Raw genomic sequence first — 12228 nt, forward strand, 5'->3', positions numbered from 1 at the left:
AACAGGACACAAGCAGCTATCAATTTTGTAGTACGCATGAGGATTTCGGCCTTATCGGGTGAGGGTGGTGAATGCCATCGGCTTGCGAAGTTTCATGATGCATTTTGCATGATGCGCCAGCTGAAAATTACCCTCGACTACTTGCCGGGGAACAGCCTGGCCGCTTGCATTTCTCCGCAACTTTTGTAACAGTGTGTCAAAGTGAGTGATAAATGAGACATTCGGGGTTTTCAGCCTTCAAAATGGCCCTGTTACAAATTACCAAACCACCATGAACCAAGCCATCTCAAATGCCCGCGCCGACAAAATCCTGATTCTCGACGACGATGCCCGTATTCGTGACCTGCTGCGGCGCTACCTGACCCAGGAAGGTTTTGAAGTCATCCTCGCCGAAGACAGCAAGGCGCTGAACCGCATCATGCTGCGTGACGCGGTTGACCTGATCGTGCTCGACCTGATGATGCCTGGCGAAGACGGCCTGTCGATTTGCCGCCGCCTGCGCGCCGCCAACGACCGCACCCCCATCATCATGCTCACCGCCAAAGGGGAAGACGTTGACCGCATCGTCGGGCTGGAAGTTGGCGCCGACGACTACCTGGCCAAGCCCTTCAACCCGCGTGAGCTGCTGGCCCGCATCCACGCCGTGCTGCGCCGCAGGCCTGCAGCCGAGGTGCCCGGCGCGCCATCGAGCGAGCAGGAAGTCGTGACCTTTGGCGCGTTTTCATTTGACATGGGCCTGCGCACGCTGCACAAGAATGGCGAGGAATTGCCGCTGACCACGGGCGAATTCGCCATGCTCAAAACCCTGGTGCGGCATCCGCGGCAGCCGCTTTCCCGGGAGAAACTGGCGCAACTGGCGCGCGGCCGCGAGTTCGAGCCCTTTGACCGTAGCCTGGACGTGCAGGTGTCGCGCCTGCGCAAGCTGGTTGAAGTGGATGCCGCCGCGCCCCGCTACATTCAGACCGTGTGGGGCGTTGGCTATGTTTTTGTGCCGGACGGAACCAACTGACGCCCGCCGCGCGAACGCCCATTGACGGCGCGCAGCGTGAACGCCGATAGTCCCCGCTGACTATCGCCGCGCACCGTTGTGTGCTCCAAGCCGGGTCCAGCTTCCCGCTTTCAAGGCCTGCTCACTTTCCCAATGGACATCTCCAAACCAATTCTGCTTGAAACTGCCCCAGCGCCGCTGGAGATGCGACCACGCAGGGGTTTCAGCCTGTTCTGGCGGACCTTTTTCTTTCTTGCGCTGTTGCTGCTGGGATCCATCGTGGCCTGGCTGCAAACCTTTCGCGCGCTCGAATCCGAGCCGCGCGCGATTCAAAGCGCGCAGCAGCTGGCATCACTCGTCAATCTGAGTCGTGCCGCGCTGCGCTACTCTGACTCCATCGCCCGGGTTTCACTGATCAAGACGCTGGCCGAGGAAGAACAGGTGCGCATCACACCGCGTGAACCCAAGGACAAATTCGAAACCTTTGTGAGCGATGAATTTGGCGAGCGCATCGCCCAGGAACTCAAAACCCGGCTCGGCGCCGGCACCGTGATCGCCAGCACGGTCAATGGCCAGAAGGGTTTGTGGGTCGGCTTTGCGATTGATGGAGACTCCTACTGGCTGCTCACCGACCCGTCCAGGGTAGGGCCAACGCGCGGCAGCACCTGGGTGATCTGGCTCATCACCGCCGCCGCGTTGTCGCTGGCCGGCGCGGCCCTGATCGCGCGCCTGATCAACCTGCCGCTGAAGAACCTGTCGTTCGCGGGCAGCCGCATGCGCGACGGCGATTTCGACGCCAGTACGCTGGACGAAACCGTGGCGACCAGTGAAATCCGGGCTGTCAATATCGGTTTCAACCGCATGACCCAGAAGCTGGCCAAGATCGAACAGGACCGAGCCATCATGCTGGCGGGCATTTCGCACGACTTGCGCACGCCGCTGGCCCGCTTGCGGCTGGAAACCGAACTCAGCGTCGCCGACACCGAGGCCCGCGCCCACATGGCGGCGGACATAGCGCAACTCGACGCCATCATCGACAAGTTCCTGGACTACGCGCGGCCTGGCAGTGTCGACCTCAGCCCGGTCCCCCTGGTCGATGTCATTGAGAGCTGTCTTTACAGCGCCCGCAGCCGCACCGACATGCGGTTCAACCTGGACGTGGCCGACGACCTGCTGGTGCTGGCCGACCCGGTCGAACTCGGCCGTGTCATCACCAACCTGGTCGAGAATGCACGCCGCTATGGAAAGTCCGTGGACACCGGCATTGCAGTGGTTGATATTGCCGCCAAGGCGCGTGACAAATGGGTGCTGCTCCGGGTCCGCGACCATGGCATGGGCGTTTCAGATGAACAGCTGGCCAACCTGACCAAGCCGTTTTACCGGGGGGAAGCGGCTCGGACAGCGGCCAACGGCGCCGGCCTGGGCCTGGCTATTGTCGAGAAAACCATTCTGCGCATGGGTGGCACTTTTATGCTGGGCAACACATCCTCAGGCGGCCTGGCTGCCAACATCAAACTGCAGCGGGCGCCGGCAGGCTGAGTGATATTTGACCGTCCGGATTTTCGCCAGCTTGTTTTCCCTGGCACTCGCCCAATGCGTCTCTGGCACTGCCCGGTGAAAAAGGTGCGCTTCGCTGTTCTTTTGCGCTGCAGCAACGAAAGTCCCGGGGCAAAAATCCGATCACTTCCGTGCTTTTCCCGCTGCCTTGTCACCCAGACGCCCTGCGCCGGTATCGCGTGGCGGCAAGCCGGTGTGCTGGGTCAGCAAACGCCCTTCCCGGACCTGGCTGCCCGGTGCGGGCCGGGCCGCGACAGTGGTTGAGTTCTTGCGCCGCGCGCTGCTGTAGTTGCCATCAGTCAGCGGCTGGAAGGTCGGGATCAGGTGGTGCTTGCCGTTGCCAATCAGGTCGGCGCGGCCCATGGCCTTGAGCGCCTCGCGCAGCAAGGGCCAGTTGTTGGCGTCGTGATACCGCAAAAAAGCCTTGTGCAGGCGACGGCGTTTTTCGCCGCGCACGATGTCCACGGTTTCGCTGTCGCGGGTGATCTTGCGCAAGGGGTTCTTGTTCGTGTGGTACATCGCGGTGGCGGTGGCCATGGGCGACGGGTAGAACGTCTGCACCTGGTCGGCGCGAAAGCCGTTCTTCTTGAGCCAGACCGCCAGGTTCATCATGTCTTCGTCGCTGGTACCAGGATGGGCCGCGATGAAATAGGGAATCAGGAACTGCTTCTTGCCCGCCTCAAGAGTGAACTTTTCGAACAAGGTCTTGAATTTTTCATAATTGCCAATGCCCGGCTTCATCATCTTGGTGAGCGGACCCTGTTCAGTGTGCTCGGGTGCAATCTTGAGGTAACCACCGACGTGGTGCGTGACCAGTTCCTTGACGTACTCGGGGCTCTGCACGGCCAGGTCGTAGCGCAGGCCGGAGCTGATCAAAATCTTCTTGACCCCCTTGAGCGCCCGGCCACGCCGGTACATCTTGATCAGGGGGTTGTGGTCGGTGGTCAGGTTCTGGCAGATGCCAGGGTAGACACAACTGGGCTTGCGGCAGGCGGCCTCGATCTGCGGGCTGCGGCAGCCCAGCCGGTACATGTTGGCGGTGGGACCGCCGAGGTCCGAGATCGTCCCGGTGAAGCCCTTGACCTTGTCACGGATGTCCTCGATCTCTTTGATGACCGAGTCTTCCGAGCGGCTCTGGATGATGCGGCCCTCGTGCTCGGTGATGGAGCAGAAGGTGCAGCCGCCGAAACAGCCACGCATGATATTGATGGAGAAGCGAATCATCTCCCAGGCCGGAATTTTGGTCACTCCGTCATGGCTACCGTTTTCGTCCGCATAGGCCGGGTGCGGGCTGCGCGCGTAGGGCAGGTCAAACACGAAGTCCATCTCGGCCGTGGTCAGTGGAATTGGCGGCGGGTTGATCCAGACATCGCGCGCGGTCACGCCTTCGCCGTGCGCCTGTACCAGCGCGCGGGCGTTGCCGGGGTTGGTCTCCAGGTGCAGCACGCGGCTGGCGTGGGCATAAAGCACCGGGTCACTTTTGACCTGCTCATAGCTGGGCAGGCGAATCACCGAGCGGTCGCGTGGCGGCACCTTGACGCTGCCCTTGCCATAAAGCGCGGGGTTGGGCATAAAGGTGAGTGGCCTGATCTCCGGGTTCACCTCAATTTTTGAGTCTTTTTTGCCTGCAGCCCCCGTGGAATATGCGTTACTCGCTACATTATTTGTAGCACCTTGCTTTTCCGCATCTTCCTTGGCGCAAGTGCTGCCCTGCCCCGCGGCCTGCTCCGAAGTGGTCATGTAGGGGTTGACGTGGTCCTCCACCCGGCCCGGTTCGTCCACACTGGTGGAGTCGATCTCGAACCAGCCCTTGCCGCTTTCGTCGTCAGGCCGGCGCACGAAAGCGGTGCCGCGCACATCGGTTATTTTTTCCACTGGCTCGCGCGCCGCCAGCCGGTGCGCGATCTCGACAATGGCGCGCTCGGCGTTGCCGTACAAGAGCAGGTCGCACTTGGCGTCGACCACGATGGAGCGCCGTACCTTGTCCGACCAGTAGTCGTAGTGCGCGATGCGGCGCAGTGAGCCCTCAATGCCGCCCAGCACGATCGGCACGTCCTTGTAGGCCTCGCGACAGCGCTGGCTGTAGACAATGGCCGCGCGGTCAGGCCGCTTGCCACCCACATCGCCAGGGGTATAGGCATCGTCGCTGCGGATTTTGCGATCCGCGGTGTAGCGGTTGATCATGGACTCCATGTTCCCGGCTGTGACACCCCAGAACAGGTTCGGCTTGCCCAGCACCTTGAAAGGATCGGCGCTTTGCCAGTCGGGCTGGGCAATCAGGCCGACGCGAAAACCCTGGGCTTCGAGCATGCGGCCAATCACTGCCATGCCAAAGCTGGGGTGGTCCACATAGGCATCGCCCGTGACGAGGACGATGTCGCAGCTGTCCCAGCCCAGTTTGTCCATCTCGGCGCGACTCATGGGCAGGAACGGGGCCGTGCCGAAGCGGGCCGCCCAGTACTTGCGGTAGCTGGTCAGCGGCTTGGCGGCGCGCGCGAAGAAAGAGACGTCAACAGGGGCGTTCATGGGGCACAAATGTGGGGCAACCGGTTAGTGTAAGGTTTTACCCTTAGCAACGCGCAGGAAAGGGTACTGCACCGCCAGTTCATCTCTGCTAACGAAGCCACTTCTGGAGAAATTGGGCTTGACCCATGACCGGATCAAGCTGGTAGTTTGCAAACCCAACGCGGTGATAGAGCTTGATGGCACCGGCATTGCCTTGAAGTACCTCAAGCGTAAGTTTGCAGGCGCCACGCTCCCGCGCGATTTCTTCAACTAGTGCCAACATTTTTTCGGCAACGCGCTGACCCCGATACTGCGGCAACACCGCCAGGTCGTGCACATTCACCAAAGGCCGACAGGCAAAGGTGGAGAAGCCTTCGATGCAGTTCACCAGCCCGACCGGGAGCTCGCCGCCACCGCCCGCAGTCTCACCAAACGCCAGCACGCTGAAGGCCTGTGGGCGGGCCGCCAGCGCTGGCACAAGGTTGGCCCTAGCGAACTCGCTCAAGGGCTCGCCACCCCCCATCGGGTCCCGGGCATAGGCGTCCAGCAGGCTCACCAGTGCGCTGGCGTGCACGGGATTCGCGTAGTCGGCGCGGCAAACGCGCAAGGATGACGTACCGGGCATGCTAGGTGTGGTCAGGCTGAGATCGTGTCGGCGATCCGCTGGGCACAGGCCCTGGCCTGGCCAGCGTCGCGCGCCTCCACCATGACCCGCAACAAGGGTTCGGTGCCACTTGCGCGAATCAGCAGACGACCGGTCGCACCCAATTCAGCCTCCACGGCCTGCGTTTCACTGGCCAGATTGACACTGGCCTTCCAGTCCTGGCCCGGCTTCAGGCGCACATTGATCAGGGTTTGCGGAAACAGCGTCACACTGGCCAGCAACTCGGCCATGCTCTTGCCGCTGCGAACGCAGGCTTGCAGCACCTGCAGGGCCGATATCAGGCCATCGCCCGTGGTGTGCTTGTCCAGCGCCAGCAAGTGACCGGAGCCTTCCCCGCCGAGCAGCCATTTGTGCTTGTCAAGCTCCTCCAGCACGTAACGGTCGCCTACCTTGGCCCGCACAAACTGCACCCCACGCGCCTTCAAGGCCACCTCCACCGCCATATTGGTCATCAGCGTACCCACCACCCCCGGCACGTGTTCGTCACGGCCCAGGCGGTCATCTGCCATCAGATAAAGCAGCTCGTCACCGTTGTACAGGCGGCCGTCGGCGTCGACCAGTTGCAGGCGGTCCGCGTCACCATCCAGCGCAATGCCGAAATCGGCCTTGTGGGCCTTGACGGCGGCCATCAGGGCTTGCGGGTGGGTGGCGCCCACCTCGTGATTGATGTTCAATCCATCGGGTGAACAACCGATGGCCACGACTTCAGCGCCCAGTTCATGAAACACCTTGGGTGCGATGTGGTACGCCGCACCGTGCGCGGCGTCGACCACGATCTTCATGCCCTTGAGCGTGAGGTCATTGGAAAAAGTGCTTTTGCAGAACTCAATGTAGCGGCCTGCCGCATCCTCAAGGCGGCGGGTCTTGCCCAGGCTGGCGGAGTCAGCCCACACCGGCGCCTCGTCCAACGCCGCCTCGACCGCAATCTCCCAGGCGTCGGACAACTTGCTGCCCTGGGCACTGAAGAACTTGATGCCATTGTCGGCAAACGGATTGTGGCTGGCGCTGATGACCACGCCCAGCGAGGCCCGTTGCGCTCGCGTGAGGTAGGCCACGCCCGGCGTCGGCAAGGGGCCCAGCAGCACCACATCCACACCGGCCGAATTGAAGCCGCTCTCCAGCGCGCTCTCCAGCATGTAGCCCGAGATACGGGTGTCCTTGCCGATCAGCACCGTTGGTCGTGCCTCGGATTTCTTGAGAACGCGGCCCACGGCATGCGCCAGGCGCAGCACGAAATCAGGCGTGATGGGCGCCTGCCCCACGGTGCCGCGAATGCCGTCTGTTCCGAAATACTTTCTGCTCATTTTTGTGCCCTAGCCCTTTAATTTGTTCAACTCAACGCTACTCATTTTATAGCACTCAATACTTGGATGGCCTGCACAGTTTCGCGCACGTCGTGCACGCGGACGATGGCCGCGCCGCGTTCAACCGCAAGCAAAGCGGCGACTACGCTGGGAACCATGCGCTCATGAACACCCAGGCTGGTCACCGAGCCGGATGCGAGCCCGGTGACGGCGGCCAGTGATGATTTGCGAGACCAACCTGCCAACAGTGGATAGCCACCAGTCAGCAATTCACTTTGCCTTGCCAGCAGCGCAAAGTTCTGCGCTACGGTTTTACCAAAACCAATACCGGGGTCGATGACAATGCGGTCTTTGTGAACCCCTCGCTCCTGCAGGTCTTGGGCTCTTCGTTCCAGAAACGACTGCACTTGCGGCACCACGTCGCCCTCCATGGGCGCAATTTGCATGGTCAGCGGGTCGCCATGCATGTGCATCAGGCAGACGCCACACCCCGGGTGCCTTGACACGACTTGCATCCCGTCCGTTGGCGAGGAACCGCCGTTGTGCGCAGGGTTGGCTTCCATCCAGCGCAAGGCCCAGATGTCGTTGATGATGTCGGCCCCCAAATCCAGCACCGCCTGCATGACGACTGGCTTATAGGTGTCCACCGAGACCGGCACACCCAGCTTGACGGCTTCCCGCACGACCGGCAGCACCCGGGCCAACTCTTCGTCCAGGGCCAGCGGCAAGGCGCCGGGACGGGTTGATTCCCCCCCAATGTCCAGGATATCCGCACCGTCCTTGAGCAGCTTCTCGCAATGCCGCAAGGCCGCCGATACAGAGGCATGCTGCCCGCCGTCCGAGAAAGAGTCGGGCGTGACATTGACGATGCCCATCACTTTGGGGGACGTCAAATCAATTGAAAAGCGGGAGGTGTTCCATTTCATGGGGAACCTGGTACTTTGGGTAGAAGAGAAATAATGAAGTGCCAAAGGTCAAAATCTGCATCGTCAAAGTAAAAACGGGGCGCAATGGCCCCGTTTTGTCGATGAATACTGCCTTCAGGCTGCCGTCGGCGCCGCGTCGGGCTTGACGGCCGGTGCGCCACCGCCACTGCTGCTGTCACCACCGGTCGACGGCACGCGTGGCGTCCAGTCTTTGGGTGGACGCGGCTCCCTGCCGGCCATGATGTCGTCCAGCTGTTCGCTGTCAATGGTTTCCCACTCCAGCAAGGCCTTGGCCATGGCGTGCATCTTGTCCTGGTTGTCTTCGATGAGCTTGCGCGCCAGGCTGTACTGCTGGTCAATGATCCGGCGAACTTCGGCATCCACCTTCTGCATGGTCTGCTCACTCATGTTCGTGGTCTTGGTCACCGAGCGACCGAGAAATACTTCACCCTCGTTCTCGGCATACACCATGGGGCCCAGGGCATCTGTCATGCCATAACGCGTCACCATGTCGCGCGCAATGTGGGTCGCACGCTCAAAGTCGTTGCTGGCGCCTGTGGTCATCTGGTTCATGAACACTTCTTCCGCAATACGGCCACCGAACAGCATGCTGATCTGGTGGAGCATGTATTCGCTGTCATAGCTGTAGCGATCCTGCTCCGGCAGGCTCATGGTAACACCCAAGGCACGACCGCGCGGAATGATGGTTACTTTGTGAACCGGATCGCACTTGGACAACAGTTTGCCAATCAGGGCGTGACCAGACTCGTGATATGCCGTGTTCTTGCGTTCGCTTTCCGGCATGACCATGCTCTTGCGTTCCGGGCCCATCAGGATCTTGTCTTTGGCTTTCTCAAAGTCCTGCATCTCCACGGTACGGGCGTTGCGTCGGGCTGCCATCAGGGCCGCTTCATTGCAAAGATTGGCAAGGTCGGCACCGGACATGCCAGGCGTGCCGCGTGCGATGACAGCCGCGTTGACGTCCTGACCCAAAGGCACCTTGCGCATGTGAACATTGAGAATCTGCTCGCGGCCACGGATGTCCGGCAAAGTGACATACACCTGACGGTCAAAACGACCGGGGCGCAACAGCGCCGCATCCAGAATGTCGGGGCGGTTGGTGGCAGCAACGACGATCACGCCGACGTTGGTCTCAAAGCCGTCCATCTCCACCAGCATCTGGTTGAGGGTTTGCTCACGCTCATCATTGCCGCCGCCCAGCCCGGCGCCACGCTGGCGGCCCACAGCGTCAATTTCATCAATAAAGATGATGCAGGGGGCGTTCTTCTTGGCGTTGTCAAACATGTCGCGCACCCGAGATGCACCCACGCCGACGAACATTTCCACAAAATCAGAACCGGAAATGGAGAAGAAAGGTACCTTGGCCTCGCCAGCAATGCCCTTGGCCAGCAGCGTCTTGCCCGTTCCCGGCGGGCCGACCAGCAACAGGCCACGCGGAATCCGCCCGCCCAACTTCTGGAATTTCGCTGGATCTTTCAGGAAGTCCACCACCTCTTTGACTTCTTCTTTCGCCTCGTCGCAGCCAGCCACGTCGGCAAACGTGACCAGATTGGTGTTCTCATCGAGCAGACGCGCCTTGCTCTTGCCAAAGCTGAAAGCACCGCCCTTGCCGCCGCCCTGCATCTGCCGCATGAAATAGACCCAGACGCCAATCAGCAGCAGCATCGGGCCCCAACTGACCAGCAAGGTCATCAGCAGCGAGCCTTCTTCACGTGCCTTCACGTCAAATTTGACGCCATTGGCAATCAGGTCGCCCACCAGACCGCGGTCAAGGTAGGTGGCCGTGGTTCTGACTTTGCGGTCGTCATTGGTCACCGCAACAATCTCAGTGCCGCCTTGTCCTTCCTGGATGACAGCACTCTTGATACGCTTGCTACGGACTTCTTCCAGAAAATCGGAATAACCCACGTACCCGGCGCCCGCCGGTCCTCGCGTGTCGAACTGTTTGAACACAGTAAAGAGCACAAGCGCAATGACGAGCCAAACGGCAATTTTCGAGAACCACTGATTATTCAAGCGAGGCTCCAATAGAGACACAAATTAGAAGACTAGGCACAGTTGGGACCTATTTTAGGCGTTTCAAGACGCGCCGGGCGCGGTGTTCAATTTATCAGCCACAGGCAAAGCATGGGATTCAGGATGACTTTAAACCCAATCCCACCAGGAACGTTTCCGATGACTTGTCGCGGGAAGCCTTGGGCTTGATCCGCTTGACCACTAGGAAAGTCTCTTTGAATCGTTTCACCAGCTGGTCGTAGCAACCACCATGAAAGACCTTGGCCACCAATGCACCCTGCGGTTTCATGTGAATCTGGGCGAATTCGATCGCCAGTTCAACCAGATTTTCGATGCGTGCCGCGTCGGCAGACGCTATGCCGGACAGATTCGGGGCCATGTCTGACACCACCACATCCGCCTGGCGACCCTTCATCTCATCGGCCAGGCGCTGCAAGACCTCCGGCTCGCGAAAATCCCCCTGCAAAAAGACGACACCCTCCACTGGCTCCATGGGCAGGATGTCCAGGGCAATGATGGTGCCGTTGAGCGCACCAACCGCCGCCCCCCCGCTGGTGGCGGTCTTGGGCGACATCTTTCGGCGTACATACTGGCTCCAGGCGCCGGGGGTCGAACCCAGATCAACGACCAGCTGGCCCGGCTTGATCAGGCCCAGTGTTTCATCAATTTCCTTGAGCTTGTAAGCGGCGCGGGCGCGATAGCCCTCCAGTTTCGCCAATTTGACGTAGGTATCGTTGACGTGATCGTTTATCCACGCCCGGTTGACCTTGGTGCTTTTCGTCTTGACTTTCATTTTTACCTTCGTGACCGATAATACCGGCATGTCCCAAATTCAATTGACCCCTGCCCAACGTAAAGAACACCGCTCCGAAGCGCATCACCTTGACCCTGTGGTCATGGTAGGTGGTGATGGACTCACCGCCGCTGTCAAAAAAGAAGCCGATGCGGCGTTGAACGCCCACGGCCTGATCAAGATCCGCGTCTTTTCCGACGACCGGGCAGCACGCGAAGCCATGTTCCAGACCCTGGCTGACGAACTCAATGCCGCACCGATTCAACATATCGGCAAACTTCTCGTGCTTTGGAGACCTATGCCCGAACGGGAAAAGGTTGTCGATGAAAACCGCATGCCAGGCCCACGCGATTTCAAAGTGCTGAAATACAGCAAGCAGTCAGGCCAGCGTCCGGAAGTCAAAACCCTGCGCGTGCTTGGCAATCAGCGCCTCACAGCGGGTGGTCAAGTCAAGCGCGCCAAGCCCAAGCAAATCAGCGTCAAAAAACAGCGCAGTCAGACCTGACCGGTCTGCCGCGGCGGCAGCAATTTACCAAATGTCACTGCGGCGCACAGCCATTGCAGCACATACATCAAGCTGCCGACACTGTGCCATAAACGCAAATTCTCCCGCGCCACAATCCGGGGCGCCACGGCAAACTCGGACAGCAGAGTCAGCAACATCCCGGATACTATAAAAATCATAGCTGCTCGCGCCCTATGCTCAAAGGCTGACGCCCCGCCAGAGCGTGTCTGCAGTAGCAGGAACAGTGCACAGACGGTGGACACCCAGGTTTGAGCCGTGAACAGCTTGGCAGCCATGCTGCCGGCCATGGCCGGCGTTGGCAAATGCACGAACAGCAAAGGCACAACCAGAAACCCAAGCGTGGTCAGGCTCGCCCACCACAAGGCAGCGACCCACAGCGACAAGCGTGACATCATTTCAGACGTAACTGACCGCCACCACTTCATAGTGCTTGATACCGCCTGGCGCCTGCACTTCCGCGGTGTCGCCCTGTTCCTTGCCGATCAGGGCGCGGGCGATCGGGCTGCCAATATTGACCAAACCCAATTTGATGTCGGCCTCGTCCTCTCCGACGATCTGGTAAGTCACCACATCACCGGTATCCTCGTCTTCGAGCTTTACCGTGGCACCAAACACCACGCGACCGCCGGCATCCAGGTCAGCTGGATCGATGATCTGGCACGCGGACAGCTTGCCTTCGACTTCCTGAATACGCCCTTCGATGAAGCCCTGGCGGTCTTTGGCGACCTCGTACTCGGCGTTTTCGCTCAGATCGCCCTGAGCGCGCGCCTCCGCAATGGCGTTGATAACCCAGGGGCGGTCAACTGTCTTGAGCTTGTGCAACTCGGCCTTGAGCTTCTCAGCGCCGCGCTTGGTGATGGGAATGGTAGCCACGTACTGCTCCGTTGATATTTTTTGGTGTTACACAAAAGGAAACCGCCGAGCGTTG

The 12228-nt window shown here is 60.3% G+C and carries 12 protein-coding genes; 4 read left to right on the forward strand and 8 right to left on the reverse strand.

All coding sequences use genetic code 11. The features are described 5' to 3' along the window. From Q7T10_RS04275 to Q7T10_RS04285, 3 genes are all read left to right on the forward strand, one after another. Positions 1-189, forward strand: a 189-nt coding sequence (locus Q7T10_RS04275; RefSeq protein ID WP_304746289.1) for a hypothetical protein, incomplete at its 5' end; no start/stop codon positions are given. A gap of 82 nt (positions 190-271) precedes the next feature. Continuing rightward, positions 272-1009, forward strand: a complete 738-nt coding sequence (ompR, locus tag Q7T10_RS04280) for a two-component system response regulator OmpR (RefSeq protein WP_304746291.1) — start codon at positions 272-274, stop codon at positions 1007-1009. A 132-nt stretch (positions 1010-1141) separates the two neighbouring features. Next, complete coding sequence (locus Q7T10_RS04285; RefSeq protein ID WP_304746293.1) at positions 1142-2527, forward strand: sensor histidine kinase; 1386 nt, start codon at positions 1142-1144, stop codon at positions 2525-2527. Positions 2528-2668: 141 nt separating this feature from the next. On the opposite strand, the gene Q7T10_RS04290 is transcribed toward Q7T10_RS04285, so the two are convergent. From Q7T10_RS04290 to Q7T10_RS04315, 6 genes are all read right to left on the reverse strand, one after another. Further along, a complete protein-coding gene (locus Q7T10_RS04290) occupies positions 2669-5071 on the reverse strand; it encodes a YgiQ family radical SAM protein (RefSeq protein ID WP_304746296.1) in 2403 nt (800 codons plus the stop codon). An 88-nt stretch (positions 5072-5159) separates the two neighbouring features. Further along, complete coding sequence (locus Q7T10_RS04295; RefSeq protein WP_304746297.1) at positions 5160-5675, reverse strand: GNAT family N-acetyltransferase; 516 nt, start codon at positions 5673-5675, stop codon at positions 5160-5162. An 11-nt stretch (positions 5676-5686) separates the two neighbouring features. Next, positions 5687-7018 carry a phosphoglucosamine mutase gene (gene glmM / locus Q7T10_RS04300; protein ID WP_304746299.1) on the reverse strand — a complete coding sequence of 444 codons (1332 nt, stop codon included), beginning with the start codon at positions 7016-7018 and terminating at the stop codon, positions 5687-5689. Positions 7019-7059: 41 nt separating this feature from the next. Continuing rightward, entirely contained in the window at positions 7060-7944 is an 885-nt protein-coding gene (gene folP / locus Q7T10_RS04305) for a dihydropteroate synthase (RefSeq protein WP_304746301.1), read from the reverse strand. 114 nt (positions 7945-8058) lie between these two features. Next, positions 8059-9981, reverse strand: coding sequence for an ATP-dependent zinc metalloprotease FtsH (gene ftsH / locus Q7T10_RS04310; protein WP_304746303.1), 1923 nt, complete (start codon positions 9979-9981; stop codon positions 8059-8061). 118 nt (positions 9982-10099) lie between these two features. Then, complete coding sequence (locus tag Q7T10_RS04315) at positions 10100-10774, reverse strand: RlmE family RNA methyltransferase (protein WP_304746305.1); 675 nt, start codon at positions 10772-10774, stop codon at positions 10100-10102. A 28-nt stretch (positions 10775-10802) separates the two neighbouring features. On the opposite strand from Q7T10_RS04315, the gene Q7T10_RS04320 reads away from it, so the two are divergent. Beyond that, a complete protein-coding gene (locus tag Q7T10_RS04320; RefSeq protein ID WP_304746383.1) occupies positions 10803-11279 on the forward strand; it encodes a YhbY family RNA-binding protein in 477 nt (158 codons plus the stop codon). On the opposite strand, the gene Q7T10_RS04325 is transcribed toward Q7T10_RS04320, so the two are convergent. Together Q7T10_RS04325 and greA are read right to left on the reverse strand one after the other, a co-directional pair. Continuing rightward, positions 11270-11695 carry a DUF4149 domain-containing protein gene (locus Q7T10_RS04325; RefSeq protein ID WP_304746307.1) on the reverse strand — a complete coding sequence of 142 codons (426 nt, stop codon included), beginning with the start codon at positions 11693-11695 and terminating at the stop codon, positions 11270-11272. The two genes, Q7T10_RS04320 and Q7T10_RS04325, sit on opposite strands and share 10 nt — an antisense overlap. A 1-nt stretch (position 11696) precedes the next feature. Further along, on the reverse strand, positions 11697-12173 hold the full coding sequence (gene greA, locus Q7T10_RS04330) for a transcription elongation factor GreA (RefSeq protein ID WP_304746309.1): 477 nt from the start codon (positions 12171-12173) through the stop codon (positions 11697-11699). Positions 12174-12228 lie beyond the last annotated feature (55 nt).

The sequence above is a fragment of the Rhodoferax sp. genome (assembly GCF_030646845.1).
Lineage (GTDB): Bacteria > Pseudomonadota > Gammaproteobacteria > Burkholderiales > Burkholderiaceae_C > Rhodoferax.